This is a genomic window from Streptomyces sp. NBC_00250, assembly GCF_036192275.1.
Lineage (GTDB): Bacteria > Actinomycetota > Actinomycetes > Streptomycetales > Streptomycetaceae > Streptomyces.
This window is the reverse complement of record NZ_CP108088.1, coordinates 7,047,474-7,069,359: the sequence shown is the minus strand read 5'-3', so window position 1 is coordinate 7,069,359 and position 21,886 is coordinate 7,047,474. Positions and strand designations below refer to the sequence as shown.

The window sequence follows — 21,886 nt, the reverse complement described above, 5'->3', positions numbered from 1 at the left end:
TGTGCCCCGATGCTTCCAGGGTGGGACGGATCGGGACATAGTGCAAGATCGGGGCATAGGCAAGAGAGATGACGAGGGAGGCCGCTGTGCCGACATCCCGGATCCTGCTGTGGAGCGGTCTCGCGGCGGCCGCCGGGGGCGCGGTGCTGTGCGTCCTCGGCTGGTACGGGATCTCCGGCGAGCGGTTCGCCGAGCGGCAGCTGCCCTATCTGGCCTCGTGCACGGTGCCGGGAGCGGCACTGATCGTGGCGGGCGCGGTGCTCGTCGTGGCGGCGTACGCGCGTGACGTACGCCCTCCGGAACCGCGCCCCGCGGCCGCGGCCGCGGGGGAGGCTCCCCCGCAGTCGTCCCCGTCCGCCGAGGGCCCGCTCCTCCGGGTCCCGGGCGGATCGCTCGCGCACCGCCCGGACTGCCCGCTGATCGAGGGCAAGCCGGAGGCGACGGAGGTGGGGGAGGCAGCCCTGGCCCCCTGCCCGGTCTGCGAACCCTGGCCTCCCTGATGGCCTCCCTGACGTACGAGTTGACGCTCGCCGGCCTCGCGGTCGGCAGCGCCGCCGCGCTCACCGGGATCGGACTGATCGTCACCCACCGGGCGACCGGCGTCCTGAACCTGGCGCACGGCGCGGTGGCCATGATCTGCGCGTACGTGCTCCGCCAGCTGGTGGTCGTGTGGGGCTGGCCGCTGCCGACGGGCGCCCTCGTCACCCTCCTCGTCGTCGCCCCCGGCCTCGGGCTCGTCCTGGACCTCGCGGTGTTCCGGCCCCTCGCACGGCGGGAGGCGAATCCGGCGCAGTCCCTGGTGGCCTCCATCGGCGTCTTCGTCCTGCTCGTGGGCGCGGCGGTGCTGCTGTGGGGGCCCGGGGCGCGGGACGACGTGCCGGTGCTCCTCGGCGACGATCCCTGGGCGCAGCTCGGGGCGGTGATGGCGCTCGCCTGCCTGGTGGGGGCGGTGACCCGGTGGACCCGGTTCGGGCGGAAGCTGCGGGCCGTGATCGACAACCGGCCGCTCGCGGTGCTCTCCGGGATCGACGCGGACCGGGTCGCGGCGGCCGGCTGGGCGTTCGGCTCGTTCACGGCCGGACTCACCGGGGTCCTCCTCGCCCCGTACGTACGGCTCGACCCCTACGGGATGCCGCTGCTCGTCGTCGAGGTGATCGCGGTCGCGGTCATCGCCCGGATGAGGTCCCTGCCGGTCGCGGTGGTGTCCGCGCTCGCGATCGGCGTGGCCCAGGCCCAGCTGACCCGGCTGCACCCGGAGGGCTGGGCGGGACCGCTGCTCCAGGCCGTCGGGGCGAACCTGTTCGTGGTGGCGCTGCTCGTCGCGGCGCTCGTCCTGCCGGGGATCGGCGGCAAGGGCCGGGACGCGCTGCCGCCGCCGGTGCGCTCCGGGCGGGTGCCGGGGGCGGTGTGGCTCGTCGTGGGCGTCCTGTTCCTCCTCCCGCTCGGCTTCGCGGGCTCCGACCTGCACACCGCGATCCAGGTCCCGGCCCTGGCGGTGATTCTGCTGTCCCTGGTCGTGGTGGCGGGGCGGGGCGGCCAGATCGCGCTCGGGCAGGCGGCGTACGCGGGCCTGGGCGCCCTGTTCACGGCGCTGCTCGCGGCGGGCGGGGTACCGGGTCTCCTGGCCCTGGGCCTCGCGGTGCCGCTGGTCGGGGCGGTGGGGCTGCTCACGGGCCGGCCGGCGATCCGGCGGCACGGTCTGGCGCTCGCGCTCGTGACGCTCGCGACCGGGGTGGCGGTGAGCCGCTTCGTCCTCACCCAGCCGTACGCCACCGCGGGCCTGTCCCTCGGCCGCCCGGCGGGCTTCTCCGACGACCGCGCCTTCTACGCCCTCGAACTGGTCGTCCTCGCGGGCTGCCTGGTCCTGGTCGCCGCCCTGCGCCGGGGCCGCACCGGCCGGGCGCTCGCGGCGCTGCGGGACCACGAACGGGGCGCGGAGGCGGCGGGCGTCGCCGTCCCCGGCCTGAAGCTCCTCGCCTTCGTCCTGGGCGCGGCCCTGGCCGCCCTGGGCGGCGGCCTCCTCGGGATGGGCCTGCGCGCCTTCGACCCGGAGGCGTACGACCCGGTCCGCGGCCTGCTCTGGTTCGCCGCGGTCCTGGTCCTGGGCGCCGACAGCCTCCTCACCCCGCTGGCGGCGGCAGCCCTCCTGACCACCCTGGACGCGGGCCCCCACACGGGCGCGGCGGCGGCGGCCCTGGGCCTCCTGGCCGCGATGACGGCCAGAATCCCCCCACTGATGAACCTGCTCCCCCAGAAGTCGCCCGCCCCGAAGGCCGCCGACGGCGTGCGGCCGCCCGCGGGAAGACCGGCGCTTCTCCCGCTCTCCCGCGCGGGCGGCGCCAAGGCGAACCCGCCCGCGGCCGCCGACGGCGCCGCACCCGCTGCAAGACCCCCGGTCCCCCACCTCCGCGCGACCGGCCTCACCCTCACCTACCCCGGAGGGGTCACCGCGCTCGACGACATCACCCTCGACCTCGCCCCCTCCCGCATCACCGCCCTCGTCGGCCCCAACGGCGCCGGCAAGAGCACCCTCTTCGACTGTCTCGCGGGCACCCTCCGCCCCCGCGAGGGCCGGATCACCCTCGCCGGCACCGACATCACCCACCGCTCCGCCCACGCCCGCACCCGGCTCGGCATCGCCCGCACCTTCCAGCGCCTCGCCGTCTTCCCCTCGCTCACCGTCGAGGAGAACGTCCGCCTCGGCGAGGAGCGGGGCCATGTCCGAAGGGACCCCGCCGCGGTCGAGCGGAGCCTCCGCCTCCTCGGTCTCGCCGGACCCGTACGGCACGCGACGGCGGCGGACCTGCCCACCGGGACCCTCCGCCGGGTCGAGCTGGCCCGCGCGCTGGCGGGGCAGCCGCACACCCTGCTCCTCGACGAGCCGGCCGCCGGTCTCGACGCCGCGGAGACGGCCGTGCTCGCCCGGGTCCTCGCCGCCCTGGCCGCCGACGGCCTGACCGTCCTCGTCGTCGAGCACGACCCGGACCTCGTCGCCGGGATCGCCCACCGGGTGCACACCATGGAAGGCGGCCGGATCGTGTCATGAGGGCCGCACCATGAGCATCGAGATCGTCCTGCGCGCCGCCCGGGTCCGCTACGGGCCCCTGGAGGCCCTGCACGGCCTGGACCTGCCCGTCCCGGCCGGCACGGTCACCGTGCTCCTGGGCCGTAACGGCTCGGGCCGTACGACGGCCCTCCGCGCCCTCGCCGGCACCGTGCGGCTCTCGACGGGCCGGGTCCTGTGGCGGGGCGCCGACGTGACCCGCCTGTCGGCGCACGAACGGGCGCGCCGGGGCCTCTGCTTCGTACCGGACCGTCAGGCGGTGTACGCGAGCCTCACCGTCGCCGAGAACCTCGCGCTCACGACGCCCGGGGCCCCGCCCCCGTACCCCGAACTCGTCCCCCTCCTGGAGCGGACCGCCGGAACCCTCTCCGGTGGGGAGCGCCGCATGCTGGCCCTCTCCCGCGCCCTGCTCGCGGCAGACGCCCGCGCACGCGCACGCGTGGTGCTGGTCGACGAGCCGTCGCTCGGCCTGGCCCCGCCGGTCGCGGCCCGTACGTACGACAGGCTCGCGGCGCTCGCCGTGGAGGGCGGCGCGGCCGTGGTCCTGGCGGAGCAGCGCGTCCCGGACGGACTGCCGACCGGGACGCTCGTACACGAGCTGCGGCGCGGCTCCCTCGCGTTCAGCGGGGAGCCCGCCGAGCTCGCCTGACGGGGGCGAGGACCCTCACAGCCGGTCGATCCGCAGCATCGTCCCGACGACGACCCGGTTCGGGTTCGGCCCGATCAGGCTCCGGTTCGCCGCGTACAGCGCCTGCCAGCCGCCCTTGATCCCGAAGCGGCGGGCGATGGAGCTGAGGGTGTCGCCGGTCTGGACGGTGTGGACGCGCCCGCTCAGCCCGTACCGCTTGGAGCAGACGGGCCAGGCCCCCCACCCCTGGGTGCGGAGCACCTCCTCGGCGACGGTGATCTGCTGCGGCCGGGTCGCCAGGTCGGCGCGCGGGGCGTAGCGCAGTCCGCCGTGCTCGACCCAGGTCGGGTGCCAGAACTGGAGCCCGCCGTAGAAGCCGTTGCCGGTGTTGATGTGCCAGTCGCCGCTGCTCTCGCACTGGGCGACGCAGCCCCACGGCCACTGGTCCGCGGCGCAGGCGTACGAGGGCACGGCGGCGGCCGCGCGAAGCCCGTCGGCCACGTCCAGAAGGACGGCGGACGTGTTCCGGGGCCCCGTCGGCACGTCCCGGGCCTGCGCGGGTGCCGGAGCCAGGGTCAGCAGCGCGGCCGCGGACGCCGCCACGAGAGAACCGGCTGTCCAAAATCGGATCTTCGACATCGGGGCAGGCTAGGCAGCCTCCCGACGCCCCCGGCCCGTGCCGCGCGGAACAGTGTTCACACCCCACCCGGTCGGAGTCACCGGCCCCGCCGCACGAGCCGGTGGCAAGTTGCCTCGCTTCCACGCGTGACCCCGGCCGAGCCTGACCCGTTGAACTCGTCATGAGACGACCGGGAACGGCCCGGCGTCCCCCCGTACCGAGTCCAGGGAGCCCCCCGTGCCGCGCATGCTCGACGTCAGCGAGGACGTACGCGCCGAGATCGGCGACGAAGAAGCGGACCGGCTGCTCGCCGGCGACAACGCCCCGGGCAGCTACGACTGCACCTCCTGCCGCACGCAGGGGGACTCCGAGCAGGAGCGCACCAGCACGGTGCTGTTCGTCGGCGACGAGACCGCGGTCCTCGCGTTCGCCCACGCCAGCTGCATTCCGTCGCAGGTCGTCCGGGTCGCCGAGGAGCAGCTCCAGGGCGCCGTCGCCTCCATCACGGCCTCGGACACCGCCGACGCGCTGTCCGCCGCCCACCCCGAGCAGGCCGTGCTCGGCGTCACCAGCGGTCTCGTCCTGATCGAGGGCGAGCTCCACCCGGCCCTGGTCGTGGAACCGACCGCCCCGGTGGCCCGCCCGGGTTCGGACGGTCTCACCGACGAGTTCCTGCCGCTCCTGGCCGACCAGGGCTTCCACCAGGTCATGAACCTGGACGAGAAGCCGGCGGTGCTGCCCGGCTGGTCGGTCCTGGTCGCCATGGGCCAGCTGCACTCCGTCCTCCAGCCGGGCCCCGGCGGCGCCGGGCAGGCCGCCTGGTGGCAGGCGCACCAGCCGCTGCAGGTCACCGAGGGCTGGCGCGCGGCGGCCAACAAGTCGCACACGGTGCTGGTCTTCGCCGCCCCGGTGGGCTCGATCGGCCAGCAGCCGCGCGAGGACCTGCTGCGTGACGCCCTCGAGAAGGCCGCGGCGAACGGGCGGCTGGTCGCCGCCGCGATGCCGCTGGCCGGTACCTGATGAACGAGGGGCGGCCGGGCATAGGGTGGACGCGGGTCCCCGGTGTACCGACGGGGCCGACGGGCTCCGCGGGACCTGCGGGACCTGCGGGACCTGCGGTCCCGACCGTGCTACGCCCCCGGCCTGCACCTCTTTCGGAGAGCCGCCCGCATCCGACGGGCGGCGGGGTCGTTGGCACCTACGTGCACGCATACGACCCCTTCCTCCAGCCGTATCCGAGTCAGATCCCTTCGATGCGCCCGGCGCAGGACGTCTCGGCGGGGGCCTCGCCCACGCCGATCTACGACGCCCTGTACTCGGAGTACCGCAGGTCGTTCCGCACGCTGCCGGGTGACCGCAGCGGCGAGGAGGAGCTGACGTTCCGGGCCTTCGGTACGGCGGTGAGCACGGGTGTGTACGGACACGGGCAGGGCCACCGGTACGGCACGTCGTCGTATCCGACGGCGTGGTCGGCGCAGTACCCGCCCACCCCGACGCAGGTGGCACTGCCGCCGGGGCCCCGCAGGGGCTTCTAGGGGCACGGGGGAACGGCGGAGGGCCGGGGCGCGATCGCCCCGGCCCTCCGCCGTGTCTCACCCCGCGGGGTCACTTCTTGCGGCTGCGCTTCTCTCGCACGCGCACCGAGATGTGGATCGGGGTGCCCTCGAAGCCGAACTCCTCGCGGAGGCGGCGCTCGATGAAGCGGCGGTAGCCGGCCTCCAGGAAGCCCGAGGCGAAGAGCACGAAGCGGGGCGGCTTGGTGCCCGCCTGCGTACCGAAGAGGATGCGGGGCTGCTTGCCGCCGCGGATCGGGTGCGGGTGGGCCGCGACGATCTCACCGAGGAAGGCGTTCAGCCGGCCGGTGGGGACGCGGGTCTCCCAGCCGGCGAGCGCGGTCTCGATGGCCGGGACCAGCTTCTCCATGTGGCGGCCGGTCTTGGCGGAGACGTTGACCCGGGGCGCCCAGGCGACCTGCTGCATCTCGGTCTCGATCTCGCGCTCGAGGTAGTAGCGGCGCTCCTCGTCCAGCTCGTCCCACTTGTTGTAGGCGATGACGATGGCGCGGCCCGACTCGACCGCCGTCGTGATGATGCGCTGGTCCTGGACCGAGATGTTGTCGGTGGTGTCGATGAGGATGACGGCCACCTCCGCCTTCTCGATGGCGGCCGCGGTCCGCAGGGAGGCGTAGTAGTCCGCGCCCTCCTGGAGGTGGACCTTCTTGCGGATGCCGGCCGTGTCGACGAACTTCCACGTCACACCGCCGAGCTCGATGAGCTCGTCGACCGGGTCGCGGGTGGTGCCGGCCAGCTCGTTGACGACGACCCGGTCCTCGCCCGCCACCTTGTTGAGCAGGGAGGACTTGCCGACGTTCGGGCGGCCGATGAGGGCGATGCGGCGCGGGCCGCCGACGGCGTTGCCGAAGCGCTGCTCGGGGGCCTCGGGCAGCGCCTTCAGGACCTCGTCGAGGAGGTCGCCGGTGCCGCGGCCGTGCAGCGAGGAGACGGGGAACGGCTCGCCGAGGCCCAGGGACCAGAGCGTGGTGGCGTCGGCCTCACCGGACTGTCCGTCGACCTTGTTGGCGGCGAGGACGACCGGCTTGCCGGAGCGGCGGAGCAGCTTGACGACGGCCTCGTCGGTGTCGGTGGCGCCGACGGTGGCGTCCACGACGAAGAGACAGGCGTCGGCGGCCTCGATGGCGTACTCGGCCTGGGCGGCGACGGAGGCGTCGATGCCGAGGACGTCCTGCTCCCAGCCGCCGGTGTCGACGACCTTGAAGCGGCGCCCGGCCCATTCGGCCTCGTAGGTGACGCGGTCGCGGGTGACGCCCGGCTTGTCCTCGACGACGGCCTCACGGCGGCCGATGATGCGGTTCACCAGGGTCGACTTGCCGACGTTCGGGCGGCCGACGACGGCGAGGACGGGAAGCGGGCCGTGGCCGGCCTCCTCGATCGCGCCCTCGACCTCTTCGACGTCGAAGCCTTCTTCGGAGGCGAGCTCCATGAACTCCGCGTACTCGGCGTCGCCAAGTGCCCCGTGGTCGTGCTGGTCGTTCATGAAGTCCGTTCCTTGATCATTCGTGGTCGGTGGGTCCCCGGGCCGCGGGGCCCACTACTGAAAGTCTCGCTCAGCGCCCGGTGAGGCGCCTGGCGTTTTCCAGGTGGTCGGTGAGCTTCCCCTGGATTCGTACGGTGGCCTCGTCGAGCGCCTTGCGGGTGCGCCGGCCGGAGCCGTCCCCCGCGTCGAAGGCGTCACCGAAGACGACGTCGACGCGGGCGCGCAGCGGAGGCAGTGCTTTGACCAACCGTCCGCGGCGCTCCGTGCTTCCCAGCACGGCGACCGGGACGATCGGCGCGCCGCTGCGGACGGCGAAGTACGCGAGGCCCGCGCGGAGCGAGGCGAAGTCGCCGTCGCCCCGGGTTCCCTCGGGGAAGATCCCGAGGACGCCGCCCTGCTCCAGGACGCCCAGGGCGTTGCCTATCGCGGTGCGGTCGGTGCTGTCGCGGTCCACCTTGAGCTGCCCGATGCCCTCCAGGAAGCTGCCGAGCGGGCCGACGAACGCCTCCTTCTTGATGAGGAAGTGCACGGGGCGCGGTGCGGTGCCCATGAGCATGGGGCCGTCGATGTTGTGCGCGTGGTTGACGGCGAAGATGGCGGGGCCGGAGGTCGGCACCCGCCAGGCGCCGAGGACGCGCGGCTTCCAGAAGCCGTACATCAGTCCGATGCCGATGCGTCGGCCGACGGCGGCGCCCTTCTCGGAGGGCACGGTCACTTGGCGGCTCCGCGCTTCTCGTCCACCAGGGTGACGACGCACTCGATGACCTGGTCGAGCGTGAGCTCGGTGGTGTCGACCTCGACGGCGTCGTCGGCCTTGGCGAGCGGGGAGGTCTTCCGGCTGGAGTCGGCCGCGTCCCGCTTGATCAGGGCTTCCTTCGTCGCGTGCACGTCGACGCCCTTGAGCTCGCCGGAGCGGCGGGCGGCGCGGGCCTCGGGCGAGGCGGTGAGGAAGATCTTCAGGTCGGCGTCGGGGAGGACGGTGGTGCCGATGTCCCGGCCCTCGACGACGATGCCGTGCTCGGCGCCCTTGGCGATGGTCCGCTGGAGGTCGGTGATGAGCTCCCGCACCTCGGGGACGGCGCTGACGGCGCTGACCTTGGAGGTGACCTCTTCGGTACGGATGGGGCCGGCGGCGTCGGCTCCGTCGACGGTGATGGTGGGCCGCGCCGGGTCGGTGCCGGAGACGATGACCGGCTTCGCGGCGGCGTTGGCGACGGCTTCGGCGTCGTGGACGTCCACGCCGTTGCTGATCATCCACCAGGTGATCGCCCGGTACTGGGCGCCGGTGTCGAGGTAGCTCAGACCCAGCTTGGCGGCGACCGCCTTCGAGGTGCTGGACTTGCCCGTGCCGGAGGGCCCGTCGATGGCGACGATCACGGATTCCACGGTGGGAACACCTTCCTGGGGTGAGTGGCAGGACCCGGCGGGGATGCAAGGGACCTCCCCAAGGTTACCGAGTCCCACGCACCCGTTCGGCCCAGCCCGTGCCGGGGCCGGGCGGAGGCGCCCCCTGGGCGCTCCCTCGCCCCCGCCAGAGCCCCGCCGTCAGCTCGTCCGCAGGGCCCAGCCCCGCTCCTGGAGGGCCGCGCCGAGGACCGGGGCGGCCGAGGGCTCCACCATGAGCTGGACGAGACCCGCCTGCTGGCCGGTCGCGTGCTCGATGCGGACGTCCTCGATGTTGACCCCCGCGCGGCCCGCGTCGGCGAAGATGCGGGCCAGCTCGCCCGGCTGGTCGCTGATGAGGACGGCGACGGTCTCGTAGACCGTGGGGGCGGCGCCGTGCTTGCCGGGGACGCGGGAGCGGCCGGCGTTGCCGCGGCGCAGGACGTCCTCGACGCCCAGGGCGCCGTCCCGGCGCTTCTCCTCGTCGGCGGACTGGAGGGAGCGCAGGGCGCGGACGGTCTCGTCGAGGTCGGCGGCGACACCGGAGAGCACGTCGGCGACGGGTCCGGGGTTGGCGGAGAGGATGTCGATCCACATGCGCGGGTCGGAGGCCGCGATCCGGGTGACGTCCCGGATGCCCTGCCCGCAGAGGCGTACGGCCGACTCCTCGGCCTCCTCCAGGCGCGCGGCGACCATCGACGACACGAGCTGCGGGGTGTGGGACACCAGGGCGACCGCCCGGTCGTGGGCGTCGGCGTCCATGACGACGGGGACGGCCCGGCACAGCGCGACGAGCTCCAGGGCGAGGTTCAGGACCTCGGTGTCGGTGTCCCGGGTCGGGGTGAGGACCCAGGGCCGCCCCTCGAAGAGGTCCGCGGTCGCGGCGAGCGGGCCGGAGCGCTCCTTGCCGGCCATGGGGTGCGTACCGATGTACGGGGTGAGGTCGAGGCCCAGGGCTTCCAGCTCGCGCTTGGGGCCGCCCTTGACGCTGGCCACGTCGAGGTAGCCGCGGCCGAGCCCGGCGGTCATGGCCTCGGCGAGGGTGGCGGCCACGTGCGCCGGGGGTACGGCGACGATGACGAGGTCGACGGGGCCCGCGGGCTCCTCGTCGGTGCCGGCGCCGATGGCGGCGGCCGTGCTGGCCCGCGCCGGGTCGTGGTCGCGCAGATGGACGGTGACGCCCCGGCCGGCGAGGGCGATCGCCGCGGAGGTGCCGATCAGGCCGGTGCCGATGACGAGCGCTGTTCTCACTGGGCGATGTCCTTGCGCAGAGCGGCCGCGGCGCCGAGGTAGACGTGCGCGATCCGTGACTTGGGGAGTTCGGTCTCGACGTGGGCGAGGAGCCGGACGACCCTCGGCATGGCGCCCTCGATGTCGAGTTCCTGCGCGCAGATCAAGGGGACGTCGACGATGCCGATCCGGCGGGCCGCGGCGGCGGGGAAGTCGCTGTGGAGGTCGGGGGTGGCCGTGAACCAGATGCTGATGAGGTCGTCGGCGCCGAGCCCGTTGCGTTCGAGGACGGCGGTGAGCAGCTCTTCGACCTGCTCACTCATGTGCCCGGCCTCGTCCCGCTCCAGCTGGACGGCTCCTCGGACCGCTCGTACCGCCACGTCGTGCTCCTTCGCCTGCGTCAGTGCTCCGATCAGCCTAGTCAGCGGTGGGGACGGGGCGTCGCGGCGCCCGCCCTCCGAGACGGAGGGCGGGCGGCGGGCGCGGTCAAAGCTGCTGCTGCCGGATGATGTCCTCCAGGGAGCCCTGGGGCACCGAGCCGTTCGGGGTCAGTTTGTCGACGGCCTGCGGCAGCGACCGGGCGATCTGGTCGGCGGCCTCCTGCGGGCTGACGCCGGCGTCGGCCGCGACCTTCTGGAGGGTGTCGTCCGGGAGGGCCTCGGCGATCTGGGCGCCGCTGACGGACTGGTTCTCACCGGTGCCGACCCAGGACCGGGTCTGGTCGCTGAGGCCCGATCCGGTGAGCATGTCGAGGAGTCCGCCGAGCGGGTTCGTCGAGCCGCCCGCACCGCCGCCGCCCTGACCGCCGGCGAGGGCGCCGATCAGGGAGCCGAGGATGCCGCCGGCACCGCTGCCGCCGCTCTGCCCACCGGAGCCTCCGAGAAGGCTTCCGAGGAGACTGCCGAGGTCGTTTCCCGCCATGGTTCTGCCTTTCGTCCGGTTCGGAACACGCTCAATGTCACTCGAACCGGGGCGTTCCGCCACTCGGGGTACATCCCCGGCCACGGAACCTCACGGTAGAAAGGTCGGCATGTTGCTGCACGTCGTACCGCTGGCCGACTGGTCGGCCGCCCCCGATGCCCCGTACGCCCCGCCGTCCCTCGCCGCCGAGGGCTTCGTCCACTGCTCGCCGGACGAGGCCGCGGCCCTCGCGATCGCCGACGCCCGCTACCGGGACGTGCCGGGCCCGCTCCTGGTGCTGGTGATCGACGAGGAGCGGCTGGCCGGGGAGGTCCGCCGGGAGGGCTCGGGGGAGGTGCTCTTCCCGCATGTGTACGGGCCGATCGAGCGGGACGCGGTGACCTCGGTCCTGGAGGTACGGCGGGACGCGGACGGCCGTGCGAGGGAGCTGACGCCCCGGGTGTAGGCGTGTTGCGGGACCCGGCGGCCCGGCGGCGCCAAGGTGGCCGTATGACTTCACGCGTCACCAACCTGACTGCACGCGCCACGAACCGCCGTACCGTCCTGGTCGCCGCCGCGGCCCTGACGGCGGGCTGCGGCTCGGACGACGGAGGCGACGGCGGTACGACCACCAGCGCCCCGGCCACCCCGGGCACCGCGGGCACGAGCGCGTCGGCCACCCCCGGCACGAGCGCGCCGGCCACCCCGAGCGCCCCCGCCGAAACGAGCGCCTCCGCCGGCGCGCCCAGCGGTAAGGCCCTGGCCAAGACCGCCGACATCCCGGTCGGCGGCGGCACGGTCTTCAAGGCGGAGAAGGTGGTCGTCACCCAGCCCACGGCGGGTGAGTTCAAGGCGTTCTCCGCGATCTGCACCCATCAGGGCTGTCTGGTGAACAAGGTCGCGGACGGCACCATCGACTGCCCCTGCCACGGCTCCAAGTACCGCATCACCGACGCCGCGGTGGTGGCCGGACCGGCTCCCCGCCCGCTGCCGGCCGAGCAGATCACCGTCTCGGGGGACTCGATCACCCTGACATAGCCCTGTCAGAGCCCTGACGTAGCCTGACCGGCATGACTCCGGACGAGCTGGTGCGCGACCACACGATCTACTCCTGTGTGATGGGCTCGCGCGCCTTCGGTCTCGCGACCGAGGGCAGTGACACGGACGTCCGGGGCGTGTACCTCGCCCCGACGCCGTTGTTCTGGCACTTCGACAAGCCCCCCGCGCATGTGGAGGGGCCGGGCGAGGAGCAGTTCAGCTGGGAGCTGGAACGCTTCTGCGAGCTGGCGCTGCGCAACAACCCGAACGTCCTGGAGTGCCTCCACTCCCCCGTGGTCGAGCACGTCGACGACCTCGGCCGCGAACTGCTCTCGCTGCGCGGCGCCTTCCTCTCCCGGCAGGCCCATCAGACCTTCGTCCGTTACGCGGGCGGGCAGCGCCGCAAGCTCGACGCGGACGTGCGCCAGTACGGCCACCCGCGCTGGAAGCACGCCATGCACCTGCTGCGCCTGCTGACCAGCTGCCGGGACCTGCTGCGCTCGGGCGAGCTGCGGATCGACGTCGGCGAGGAGCGCGAGCGCCTCCTCGCGGTCAAGCGCGGCGAGGTGACCTGGCCCGAGGTCGAGTCCTGGATGAACCGACTCCAGGAGGAGGCCGACCACGCCCTCGACGCGACTCCGCTCCCGGCGACGCCGGACCACGCGCGCGTGCAGGACTTCCTGATCCGCGCGCGCCGCGCCTCGGCGACGGACGTGCTCTAGCGGCTCTTCGACCGGGCCCGTACGACCAGATCGTGCAGCAGGTCGTGGGCCCGTGCCGCCGTCTCCCCCAGAGCGGACGCGGCCTGCGCCTCGTCCAGGATCCCGCGCAGGACCTCGGTCTCCGCCCGTACGTCCTCGATCGCCAGGTCCGCGAGCCCGTGTTCCGCCGCCGCCTTCGCCTCGACGAGGTCGGGCAGCCGGGCCGGCGCCTCGGCGACCTCCTCGACCAGGGTCGGCAGATGGGCCTGCACCTCGCCCGACCGCATCAGGTGGATGCCGGTGAGCAGCGCCCGGTAGGTGTAGAGCAGCGGCTTGAGCTCCCCGCTGCTCTCGAAGAGCCGCCACTGCGTCCCCGCGAAGCCCCGGTAGTGGTGGGCGTGGTGGGAGGTGAGCACCTCGGGCACGAGGGAGACCAGCTCCGCGTGGGTCTCCGTGGTGTGCGCGACGAGCGGGGAGGTGAGCTGCTCCAGGACGTAGCCGTTGCGGCGCAGCATCAGCCGGGCGAACTTCCGCAGGTCGTGCGTGACGAGGTCCATCTCGACGCCGTCCCGGTCCCACATCCGGCTGCGGGTCTCCTCGGGTTCGCGCAGCCCGATCAGCGCGTCCACCGGCAGCAGGTGCGCACCGCGCAGGTCCACGTCCGAGTCGCGGGACGGGAATCCGTACAGGTGCGCGCCGGAGACCGTCGCGAAGAGCAGGGGGTCGGGCTGCTCGGCCACGACGGCGGTGAGGTCCACGTGCTGTGAGGGATCGAGAGTGAGCGTCATGGATCAAGCGTCCCAGAGCGCGCCGAAGGTCAGCAGGTCGCTCCGGTACTCGATGTGCTCCTCCCACTCCTTCGGCCAGGCGTCGGCGCCGAGATGGGCGCCGGCGAAGGCGCCCGCGAGAGCGGCGATCGAGTCGGAGTCGCCGCGGGTGCAGGCGGCCCGGCGCAGGACGGTGAGGGGCTCGTCGGGGAAGAGCAGGAAGCTGAGGAGCCCGGTCGCGAGGGCCTCCTCGGCGATCCAGCCGTCACCGGTGTACGTACAGGGGTCGAGCTCCGGGTCCGCAGTGCGCTGGACGGCGTCAAGCCGCTCCAGGACGGCCAGGCACTCGTCCCAGCCGCGCTCGACGAAGTGCCGGGCGGAGGGGTCCTGGGAGCGGGTCCAGAGGTCGCCGAGCCAGTGCTCGTGATAGCGGGAGCGGTTCTCGTACGCGTACGAGCGCAGCTGTCCGACCAGTCCGGCCGGATCCACGCCCTGGGCGAGGAGGTGGACGGCGCGTGCGGTGAGGTCGGAGGCGGCGAGCGCGGTGGGGTGACCGTGGGTCAGGGCCGCCTGGAGCTGTGCGGCACCGGCCCGCTGCTCCTCGCTCAGCCCGGGGACGAGCCCGATGGGCGTGACCCGCATGTTGGCGCCGCAGCCCTTGGAGCCGATCTGGCTCGCGTCCTGCCAGAGCCGGTCGCCGCCGAGGAGCGCACAGGCGCGGAGGCAGGTGTTGCCGGGGGCGCGGTTGTTCTCGGGCGAGTGGTACCAGGCGACGAACTCGTCCCGTACGGGCCTGGTGAGGCCCAGCGGGGCGAGGACTCCGTGGTCCATCGCGGTCCGGATGCCCCGGGCGAAGGCGAGCGCCATCTGGGTGTCGTCGGTGACGTACGCCTTTCCGTCGCGGACGGGCAGCGGCATCTCCCGCCAGGGCCCGACCTTCGCGAGGATCGAGGGCACGTCGTTGAACTCGGTCGGGAAGCCCAGCGCGTCGCCGAGCGCCAGCCCGATCAGGGAGCCGGTCGCGGCCTGCTTGACGGCGGTGCGGGTGAGGTTCACGTGGATCGTCCTTCCGGTCGCAGGAGGGGCGGGTGGAGGGTGGTGGCCCCGCCCGCCCGGTAGAGAGCGGCCGGTTTCCCCCGTCCGCCGGTGAGGCGCGGCGGTCCTTCCACGGCCTGGACGAAGCCGGGCGTGGTGAGGACCTTGCGCCGGAAGTTGGGGCGGTCGAGCTCGACGCCCCAGACCGTCTCGTAGACCTTACGCAGCTCGCCGAGGGTGAACTCGGGCGGGCAGAAGGCGGTCGCGAGGCAGGTGTACTCCAGCTTGGCGCCGACCCGTTCGTGGGCGTCGGCGAGGATGCGGTCGTGGTCGAAGGCGAGCGGCCCGTGCGTCCCGTACGGCATCCACCGCGCCTGGGCCGCGTCGCCGCCGCCGCGCGGCTCGGGCGGATCGGGTACCAGCGCGGTGAAAGCGACGGAGACGACCCGCATCCTCGGGTCGCGGTCCGGCTCGGTGTAGGTGCGGAGCTGTTCGAGGTGGAGTCCGGCGACGGTGGCCTCGGAGAGTCCGGTCTCCTCGGCGAGTTCGCGGCGGGCGGCCCGCTCGGCGGACTCGCGGGGCAGGACGAATCCGCCGGGGAGCGCCCAGGACCCGGCGTACGGCTCCTGGCCGCGCTCGACCAGCAGGACGTGGAGGCGCTCCTCGCGGAGGGTGAGGACGGCGAGGTCGACGGTGACGGCGAACGGCTCGAAGGCGTACGGGTCGTAGCCCTCGGGCACACCTGCCGACACCCGCTCGCCGTCCTCGGCCCCGCCCGTCGGCACCCGGTGGCCGGTCATCGTCGCTCCGGCAGCGGGTCGGTGAGGTGCCAGCCCTCGTCGAGCAGCCCGTCCACGGCGGCGACCGCGGCCGCGAGGCGTTCCTCGTGCGGGCCGCTGAGGACGGCCGTGCGGCGGCCGCTGTGGGTGAGCTGGGTGAGGAAGCGGGCGGTCATCCAGGGCCGCAGGTGCTCCCCGTCGCGGAGTCCGTCGTCCTCGAAGGCGACGCCCCGGTGGTCGGTGAGCAGCCAGAGGTGCTGCCGGCCGTGGGCGGCGATCTCGCCGGTGGCGGGGCTGGTGGTGCCCATGTAGCGCTCGTGCCAGATGGTGGTGGCGAAGGCGTCGGTGTCGCAGAAGAGGACGGGCGAGCCGTCGCGGGCCGCCTCCTCCTCCAGTTCGGCCTGGCGCTGCGCGATGACGGGGAAGTCGGAGGAGTGGAAGGTGACGTCGGCCCAGTCGGCGCCGGGGCGTTCGGCACGGAGCTCGGCGAGCTTGAGTTCGCTGTACTCGCGCCCGTACTCCGGTACGTACCGGGTGCGGGCCCAGACGCCGCCGCGCCGCCGGTAGTGGTCGGCGAGGGCGAGGGCCATGGTGGTGGTGCCGGTGGACTCGGCGCCGAGGACGACGACGCGCCGGGTGAGCGCGGAGCGTACGGGCGGCTCCAGGAAGTCCCAGCAGCCGACGGGGTCCGCGCGGACGGCGGTGCCGGAGACGGGGTGGCAGGTGCGCTCGGGATCGACGCAGACGGGCTCGGCGCCGAACCGGCGGGCGAGTTCCTCCCCGTACGGCTCCGAGGTGAAGACGGCGTCGACGTGCTCGGGCACGGCGGCCCGGAAGACGGCCATGTGGGCGTCCCACACGTCGGGGTCGTGGAGGTCGACGGGGATGTCGTCGACGGCTCCGACGACGAGGGCGTCGGGGTGGATCTCGCGCATCCAGGCGACGCGCTCGTCGAGCGGGAGGGACTCCACGGAGGAGGCGCAGACGAGCACGGTGAGGCGTTCGCAGCGGTCGAGGGCCGTGCGGACGAGATGGTGGTGGCCGGCGTGCGGCGGATAGAACTTGCCGAGGACGAGGCCGTGTCCGTAGCGCTTCATGCCGCCGCCTCCACCTGGAGGGCGCGGCGCGCGGCATGGTCCTTGGTCCAGCCGCGCAGGCCGAGGACGCAGAGCGCCATGAAGCCGACGTACAGCAGGGAGGTCAGGTACAGCTCCTTGTACGCGTACAGCGGTACGTAGACCACGTCGGCGGCGATCCACAGCCACCAGGACTCCAGGCGCTTGCGGCACTGGCCGTAGGTCGCCATGAGGGAGAGCGCGGTCGTCAGGGCGTCCCAGAAGGGGACCGTCGAGTCGGTGGCGCGGTCGAGGAGCAGGGTGAGGGCGAGGGTCCCCACCACCCCCGCCGTGATCAGCCACGTCCACTCGGTGCGCGTGGTGCGGCGCACCGGGAGGGCGTCGGAGCCTGGTCCACCCCCGTGGGTCCAGGTCCACCAGCCGTACACGGCGAGGGTGATGAAGACGATCTGGAGGCCGGCGTCGGCGTAGAGCCCCGCCTGCGTGAAGAGCAGGACGAAGAACAGGTTGTTGGCGATGCCGATGGGCCAGTTCGCGAGGTGCTGGCGGGCGACGAGCCAGACGCAGAGCGCCCCGCTGCCGAATCCCAGGACCTCGGTCCAGCTGACCGGGGTGTCCAGGACGGTGAAGAGCGGCTGCTGCAGGGGTTCGAGGATGCTTGCGAGGCTCACGCCCGCCTCCTTAAGAGTCATATTGACTATAAAGGGGGCAGGCTCCGGCCACAAGACGGAAAAGCGGGGAGCACGACGGGGAGCACGGACCAGAGCGCGAGAACGGACACGAGAACGGACACAGACACGGACACGGGCGCGGACACGGAGAAGCCCGTGACCGGCGAGCGGTCACGGGCTTCTCGGGTAAAGCGGGCCAGGGGCCTTACATGCCGACTTCCTTCATCAGCATGCCGACCTCCGTGTTGGTGAGCCGGCGCAGCCAGCCCGACTTCTGGTCGCCCAGACCGATCGGCCCGAAGGCCGTACGGACCAGCTTCTCGACCGGGAAGCCGGCCTCGGCCAGCATGCGGCGCACGATGTGCTTGCGGCCCTCGTGCAGCGTGACCTCGACCAGGTAGTTCTTGCCGGTCTGCTCGACCACGCGGAAGTGGTCGGCCTTGGCGTAGCCGTCCTCCAGCTGGATGCCGTCCTTGAGCCGCTTGCCGACCTCGCGGGGCAGCGGGCCGGTGATGGCGGCCAGGTAGGTCTTCTTCACGCCGTACTTCGGGTGCGTGAGGCGGTGGGCCAGCTCACCGTGGTTGGTGAGCAGGATGATGCCCTCGGTCTCCGTGTCGAGCCGGCCGACGTGGAAGAGGCGCGTCTCGCGGTTGTTGACGTAGTCGCCGAGGCACTGGCGGCCGTCCGGGTCCTCCATGGTGGAGACGACACCGGCCGGCTTGTTCAGCGCGAAGAACAGGTGCGACTGGGTGGCGACGGTCAGGCCGTCCACCTTGATCTCGTCCTTCTCCGGGTCGACGCGCTTGCCCTGCTCCAGGACGATCTCGCCGTTGACCTCGACGCGGGCCTGCTCGATGAGCTCCTCGCAGGCACGTCGCGAGCCCATGCCGGCGCGGGCGAGGACCTTCTGCAGCCGCTCGCCCTCCTGCTCGGCGCCCGGGAAGGTCTTCGGGGTCTTGATCTCCGGGCGGTTCTCGTACCGCTCCCGGTTGCGCTGCTCGATCTTGGCCTCGAGCTCGCGCGAGCGGGCCGGGGCCTGCCGCTGGCCGTGCGGGCCACGACGGGGCGGCATACCGCCCTGAGGGGCCTTGGGGCCGCCCTTGGCGCCGCCGCGGGCCGCGGAGCCGCGACCCTTCTTCGGGGCCTCGGCAGGGGGGCTCACGTCGTAGGAGCGCTCCTCCGGGCGAGGCCGGCGCGGGTTGCTCGGGCTCTTCTGGCCGTCACGGCCGCCGCCACCCTGGTAGCCGCCACCGCTGCCACCACGACCGCCACCGCCGCCGCCCTGGTAGCCACCGCCACCGGAGCCGCCACGGCCACCGCCGCTGCCACCGGAGCCGCTGCCGCCCCGGTAGCCACCGCCACCGCTGCCGCTGCCGCCACCGGAGCCCCGGTAGCCGCCACCGCCGGCGCCGCTGCCACCGCGGCCGCCACCGCTGCTGCCGCCGCGGCCGCCGCTGTTGCCACCACGGCTCCCGCCGTTGTTTCCGCTGCTGTTCCTGCCGCTGCTGCTTCGCATCAAACTTCCGTCTTGTCGTCGTCGTCCTCACGATCCGGTGCATCCGGATCGAACGACGGGACCCCTTCCAGTGAGTCCGGCTCGACCGCCTCCGCCTCGGGGAGGAAGGGCGCGAGCTCGGGGAGCTCGTCCAGGCCGCGCAGGCCCATCCGCTCCAGGAAGTAGTTCGTCGTCCTGTACAGGATCGCACCTGTTTCGGGTTCCGCGCCCGTCTCCTCCACCAGACCCCGCTGGAGGAGGGTCCGCATCACGCCGTCGCAGTTGACTCCGCGGACCGCGGAGACCCGGGAACGGCTGACCGGCTGGCGGTACGCGACGACCGCGAGGGTCTCCAGGGCCGCCTGGGTGAGCCGGGCCTGCTGGCCCTCCAGGACGAAGGCCTCGACGGCCGCGGCGTGCTCGGCGCGGGTGTAGTAGCGCCAGCCGCCGGCCACCTGCCGCAGCTCGAAGCCTCGGCCCTGGACCGTGTACTCGTCGGCCAGCTCGCGCAGGGCGTCGGCGACCTCGCGGGGGGTGCGGTCCAGGACCTTGGCGAGATGCGCCTCGGTGGCGGGCTCGTCGACGACCATGAGGACGGCTTCGAGAGAGGGCTTGAGGTCGCTCATGCGGTGGTCTCCTGGTCGAACTCGTCGGTCACGGCCCCCGAGGGATCCGTCTCCCCGCCGGTCCAGGAGACCGTGAGGTCCCCCAGGGCGGTCTCCTGGTCGAGGGCGACGGCCTTCTCCCGGTAGAGCTCCAGAAGGGCGAGGAAGCGGGCCACGACGGTGAGGGTGTCGTCCCCGACGTCCTCGATCAGCTCCCGGAAGAGCGCGGTCCCGCGCTCCCGCAGCAGCGAGACGACCACGGCGGCCTGCTCGCGGACGCTGACCAGCGGGGCGTGGATGTGGTCGACGTACACCTGGGGCTCGGCCTTGGGCTGCATGGCCTTGACGGCCAGCCTGGCGAAGCCCTCGGCGCCGATGGAGATGACGACCTCGGGGAGCAGCTCGGCGTGGTGCGGTTCGAGGCCGACGGTACGGGGATGGCGGCGGCCCTCGGCCTCCCAGCGCTCCTCGAAGATCGCCGCGATGCGTTTGTACGCGCGGTACTGGAGGAGCCGGGCGAAGAGCAGGTCGCGGGCCTCCAGGAGCGCGAGGTCGGCCTCGTCCTCGACCTCGGCGGCGGGCAGCAGCCGGGCGGCCTTGAGGTCGAGCAGGGTGGCGGCGACGACGAGGAACTCGGTGGTCTGGTCGAGGTCCCCGTCGGGTCCCAGGGCACGCAGGTGCGCCATGAACTCGTCGGTGACCTGGGAGAGGGCGACCTCGGTGACGTCGAGCTTGTGCTTGGTGATCAGCTGGAGCAGCAGGTCGAACGGCCCCTCGAAGTTCGAGAGCCGCACGGTGAACCGCCCGTCCCCGGCCTCCGCGGACTCAGCGGACTCCGCGGACGCGGCGGACTCGGCAGACTCCGCGGAGCGACCGGCCTCACCGGGGTCACCGGCCTCGTCGGACTCACCGGACTCGTCTGCCGGAGGGCCGTCGGCAACCGCATCGGCCTCGGGCTCGGGCTCTGCCCCGGGCTCGGCCCCGGGCCCTGCCGCTTCCTCCCCCGCCCCCGCGACAGGTGCGTCGGCGGGCGGGGCAGGAGGCGGCGGGACGGCGGCGGCCTCCTCCGGCTCGCCCGGGCCGCGGCCCAGAAGGCGGCGGTGCGGGCGGGACGTTTCGTCAGAGGCGTGGTGCATGGAGGTCCAGGGGAACGGGGAGCGCGGCAGCCCGCAGGCTACCGTCAGCGGCCGCGCAGGCGGCGCACGAGGATGCTCGCGTCGCCGCGGGACTCCAGGTCGGCCAGGACGACCGCGACGGCCTCCCGGACGATCCGGCCCCGGTCCACGGCCAGGCCGTGCTCGCCCCGGAGCACGAGCCGGGCGTGCTCCAGGTCCATCAGCTCCTCGGCGGAGACGTAGACCGTGATCTTCTCGTCGTGCCGCTCACGGCCGCTGGGCCGCCGGTTCGGGGCCCGGCCGCCGCGCCGCCGGGCCGCCGCGGGGGCGGGCACCGCGGCGGAGGGCGCGGACTTCGGAGCGGCACTCTCGGGCTCCGTCGTCCGGGCGCGGGGTTCCGTCGCCTCGGAGTCCGCCGCCGTGTGCTCCGCGGAGCCCTCGGCCGCCGTCGTGTCGCTCTCGCCCGCGGGTGCCGGGACGGCCCGGCGGGGTGCGGACGCCTGGAGCGCCGTCCCCCCGGTCGTACGGAAGAGTTCGTCGGCGCCGGGCAGACTCACTCGGCGTGACACCGGGCGAGCACCTCCCTGGCGAGCTGACGATAGGCGGCGGCACCCACGGAGTTGGAGGCGTACGTGGTGATGGGCTCGCCGGCGACCGTGGTCTCCGGGAAGCGCACCGTCCGCCCGATGACCGTGTGGTAGACGTGGTCGTCGAAGGCCTCGACGACGCGCGCGAGCACCTCACGGCTGTGCACGGTCCGGGAGTCGTACATCGTGGCGAGGATGCCGTCGAGCTCCAGCTCGGGGTTGAGCCGCTCCTGGACCTTCTCGATGGTCTCGGTCAGCAGCGCCACTCCGCGGAGCGCGAAGAACTCGCATTCCAGCGGCACGATGACCTTGTGAGCCGCCGTCAGGGCGTTCACGGTCAGCAGGCCGAGCGAGGGCTGACAGTCGATCACGATGTAGTCGTAGTCGTTCATCAGCGGCTTCAGGGCGCGCTGGAGCGTCGACTCGCGCGCGACCTCGCTGACGAGCTGGACTTCGGCGGCCGAGAGGTCGATGTTGCTCGGCAGCAGGTCCATGTTGGGTACGGCGGTCTTGAGGAGGACCTCGTCCGCCGACATGCCCCGCTCCATGAGCAGGTTGTAGACGGTGAGGTCGAGCTCCATCGGGTTCACACCGAGACCGACCGACAGGGCTCCCTGCGGGTCGAAGTCGACGAGCAGCACCCGTCGTCCGTACTCCGCGAGCGCGGCACCCAGGTTGATGGTCGACGTGGTCTTGCCGACGCCGCCCTTCTGGTTGCACATCGCGATGATCTTCGCGGGTCCGTGGTCGGTCAGCGGACCCGGGATCGGGAAGTACGGCAGGGGCCGTCCGGTGGGGCCGATCCGCTCGCGGCGCTGCCGGGCAGCGTCGGGTGCGAGGGTGGCCGCGTACTCCGGGTCGGGCTCGTACTCGGCGTCGGGGTCGTAGAAGTGCCCCTCGGGCACCTCGTCAAAGGCGGCGAAGTGGGTGGACTCTCGGCCCATCTCGTTGCCGGCCGTGGCGTTCACGTGTAGGCCGTCCATCGTCTTCATCGTGTGGGCTGTCGTCATGGGCTGGTGCGTCGCGAAGGTCCGCACCGCGACGGAGCCGATCGGAGCACCTGGCGCACCGCTCCCGGGAGTAATTGTCGACTCATTCACAAGTCGTCTTACCTCCTTGGATGTCACCAGGAACATTTA

The 21,886-nt window shown here is 73.2% G+C and carries 25 protein-coding genes; 8 read left to right on the top strand and 17 right to left on the bottom strand.

What is annotated here, in order from left to right; all coding sequences use genetic code 11:
• Positions 1-86: 86 nt before the first annotated feature.
• Genes OG259_RS32030 through OG259_RS32020 form a run of 3 tightly spaced genes read left to right on the top strand, consistent with a single transcriptional unit; the run spans position 87 to position 3,713 of the window.
• Positions 87-500: a hypothetical protein gene (locus OG259_RS32030; RefSeq protein WP_443052056.1), complete on the top strand. Its 414-nt coding sequence runs from the start codon at positions 87-89 to the stop codon at positions 498-500.
• Positions 500-3,046, top strand: a complete 2,547-nt coding sequence (locus tag OG259_RS32025; protein ID WP_328945417.1) for an ABC transporter permease subunit — start codon at positions 500-502, stop codon at positions 3,044-3,046. The genes OG259_RS32030 and OG259_RS32025 overlap by 1 nt, the downstream gene beginning before the upstream one ends.
• A 10-nt stretch (positions 3,047-3,056) precedes the next feature.
• Entirely contained in the window at positions 3,057-3,713 is a 657-nt protein-coding gene (locus OG259_RS32020; RefSeq protein ID WP_328945416.1) for an ATP-binding cassette domain-containing protein, read from the top strand.
• Positions 3,714-3,728: 15 nt separating this feature from the next.
• On the opposite strand, the gene OG259_RS32015 is transcribed toward OG259_RS32020, so the two are convergent.
• Positions 3,729-4,331: a LysM peptidoglycan-binding domain-containing protein gene (locus OG259_RS32015; protein WP_328945415.1), complete on the bottom strand. Its 603-nt coding sequence runs from the start codon at positions 4,329-4,331 to the stop codon at positions 3,729-3,731.
• Positions 4,332-4,548: 217 nt separating this feature from the next.
• Between OG259_RS32015 and OG259_RS32010 the strand changes: the two genes are divergently transcribed.
• The gene (locus tag OG259_RS32010) at positions 4,549-5,331 is read left to right on the top strand and encodes a hypothetical protein (protein WP_266890240.1); all 783 of its coding nucleotides are present in this window, start codon (positions 4,549-4,551) and stop codon (positions 5,329-5,331) included.
• A gap of 233 nt (positions 5,332-5,564) precedes the next feature.
• Positions 5,565-5,846: a hypothetical protein gene (locus tag OG259_RS32005; protein WP_443052055.1), complete on the top strand. Its 282-nt coding sequence runs from the start codon at positions 5,565-5,567 to the stop codon at positions 5,844-5,846.
• A 70-nt stretch (positions 5,847-5,916) separates the two neighbouring features.
• Here OG259_RS32005 and der read toward each other — a convergent pair whose 3' ends face one another.
• The 6 genes from der to OG259_RS31975 all read right to left on the bottom strand — a co-directional run bounded on the left by der (position 5,917) and on the right by OG259_RS31975 (position 10,899).
• Complete coding sequence (gene der / locus OG259_RS32000) at positions 5,917-7,365, bottom strand: ribosome biogenesis GTPase Der (protein ID WP_328945413.1); 1,449 nt, start codon at positions 7,363-7,365, stop codon at positions 5,917-5,919.
• Between the two features lie 70 nt (positions 7,366-7,435).
• The gene (locus OG259_RS31995; protein WP_328947239.1) at positions 7,436-8,023 is read right to left on the bottom strand and encodes a lysophospholipid acyltransferase family protein; all 588 of its coding nucleotides are present in this window, start codon (positions 8,021-8,023) and stop codon (positions 7,436-7,438) included.
• A 53-nt stretch (positions 8,024-8,076) separates the two neighbouring features.
• Complete coding sequence (gene cmk, locus OG259_RS31990) at positions 8,077-8,751, bottom strand: (d)CMP kinase (protein ID WP_328945412.1); 675 nt, start codon at positions 8,749-8,751, stop codon at positions 8,077-8,079.
• 159 nt (positions 8,752-8,910) lie between these two features.
• Positions 8,911-9,999 (bottom strand): prephenate dehydrogenase, encoded by a 1,089-nt coding sequence (locus tag OG259_RS31985; protein ID WP_328945411.1) that lies wholly within the window; start codon positions 9,997-9,999, stop codon positions 8,911-8,913.
• Positions 9,996-10,358 (bottom strand): chorismate mutase, encoded by a 363-nt coding sequence (aroH, locus tag OG259_RS31980; protein ID WP_266900721.1) that lies wholly within the window; start codon positions 10,356-10,358, stop codon positions 9,996-9,998. Before aroH ends, OG259_RS31985 begins: the two co-directional genes overlap by 4 nt.
• A gap of 106 nt (positions 10,359-10,464) precedes the next feature.
• Entirely contained in the window at positions 10,465-10,899 is a 435-nt protein-coding gene (locus OG259_RS31975) for a YidB family protein (protein WP_328945410.1), read from the bottom strand.
• A gap of 109 nt (positions 10,900-11,008) precedes the next feature.
• Between OG259_RS31975 and OG259_RS31970 the strand changes: the two genes are divergently transcribed.
• Genes OG259_RS31970 through OG259_RS31960 form a run of 3 tightly spaced genes read left to right on the top strand, consistent with a single transcriptional unit; the run spans position 11,009 to position 12,638 of the window.
• Positions 11,009-11,344, top strand: coding sequence for a DUF952 domain-containing protein (locus OG259_RS31970; protein WP_328945409.1), 336 nt, complete (start codon positions 11,009-11,011; stop codon positions 11,342-11,344).
• A gap of 44 nt (positions 11,345-11,388) precedes the next feature.
• Complete coding sequence (locus OG259_RS31965; RefSeq protein WP_328945408.1) at positions 11,389-11,916, top strand: Rieske (2Fe-2S) protein; 528 nt, start codon at positions 11,389-11,391, stop codon at positions 11,914-11,916.
• A 32-nt stretch (positions 11,917-11,948) separates the two neighbouring features.
• A complete protein-coding gene (locus OG259_RS31960) occupies positions 11,949-12,638 on the top strand; it encodes a nucleotidyltransferase domain-containing protein (RefSeq protein ID WP_443052054.1) in 690 nt (229 codons plus the stop codon).
• Here the strand turns inward: OG259_RS31960 and OG259_RS31955 are convergent.
• From OG259_RS31955 to OG259_RS31910, 10 genes are all read right to left on the bottom strand, one after another.
• Complete coding sequence (locus tag OG259_RS31955) at positions 12,635-13,405, bottom strand: nucleotidyltransferase domain-containing protein (protein WP_328945407.1); 771 nt, start codon at positions 13,403-13,405, stop codon at positions 12,635-12,637. The genes OG259_RS31960 and OG259_RS31955 overlap by 4 nt on opposite strands.
• Before the next feature lie 3 nt (positions 13,406-13,408).
• Entirely contained in the window at positions 13,409-14,440 is a 1,032-nt protein-coding gene (locus OG259_RS31950) for an ADP-ribosylglycohydrolase family protein (protein ID WP_328945406.1), read from the bottom strand.
• Positions 14,437-15,171 carry an NUDIX hydrolase gene (locus tag OG259_RS31945; RefSeq protein ID WP_328947238.1) on the bottom strand — a complete coding sequence of 245 codons (735 nt, stop codon included), beginning with the start codon at positions 15,169-15,171 and terminating at the stop codon, positions 14,437-14,439. The genes OG259_RS31950 and OG259_RS31945 overlap by 4 nt, the downstream gene beginning before the upstream one ends.
• 44 nt (positions 15,172-15,215) lie before the next feature.
• Positions 15,216-16,295, bottom strand: coding sequence for an AAA family ATPase (locus OG259_RS31940; RefSeq protein ID WP_328945405.1), 1,080 nt, complete (start codon positions 16,293-16,295; stop codon positions 15,216-15,218).
• Positions 16,292-16,945 carry a nicotinamide riboside transporter PnuC gene (gene pnuC, locus OG259_RS31935; RefSeq protein WP_328945404.1) on the bottom strand — a complete coding sequence of 218 codons (654 nt, stop codon included), beginning with the start codon at positions 16,943-16,945 and terminating at the stop codon, positions 16,292-16,294. Before pnuC ends, OG259_RS31940 begins: the two co-directional genes overlap by 4 nt.
• 205 nt (positions 16,946-17,150) lie before the next feature.
• Positions 17,151-18,461, bottom strand: a complete 1,311-nt coding sequence (locus tag OG259_RS31930) for a pseudouridine synthase (RefSeq protein ID WP_328945403.1) — start codon at positions 18,459-18,461, stop codon at positions 17,151-17,153.
• Positions 18,461-19,066: an SMC-Scp complex subunit ScpB gene (gene scpB / locus OG259_RS31925; protein WP_328945402.1), complete on the bottom strand. Its 606-nt coding sequence runs from the start codon at positions 19,064-19,066 to the stop codon at positions 18,461-18,463. Before scpB ends, OG259_RS31930 begins: the two co-directional genes overlap by 1 nt.
• Positions 19,063-20,181, bottom strand: coding sequence for a segregation and condensation protein A (locus tag OG259_RS31920; RefSeq protein WP_328945401.1), 1,119 nt, complete (start codon positions 20,179-20,181; stop codon positions 19,063-19,065). The genes scpB and OG259_RS31920 overlap by 4 nt, the downstream gene beginning before the upstream one ends.
• A gap of 44 nt (positions 20,182-20,225) precedes the next feature.
• Positions 20,226-20,729, bottom strand: a complete 504-nt coding sequence (locus OG259_RS31915; protein WP_266890273.1) for a hypothetical protein — start codon at positions 20,727-20,729, stop codon at positions 20,226-20,228.
• Entirely contained in the window at positions 20,714-21,739 is a 1,026-nt protein-coding gene (locus tag OG259_RS31910) for a ParA family protein (protein ID WP_037637819.1), read from the bottom strand. The genes OG259_RS31915 and OG259_RS31910 overlap by 16 nt, the downstream gene beginning before the upstream one ends.
• Positions 21,740-21,886: the final 147 nt, after the last annotated feature.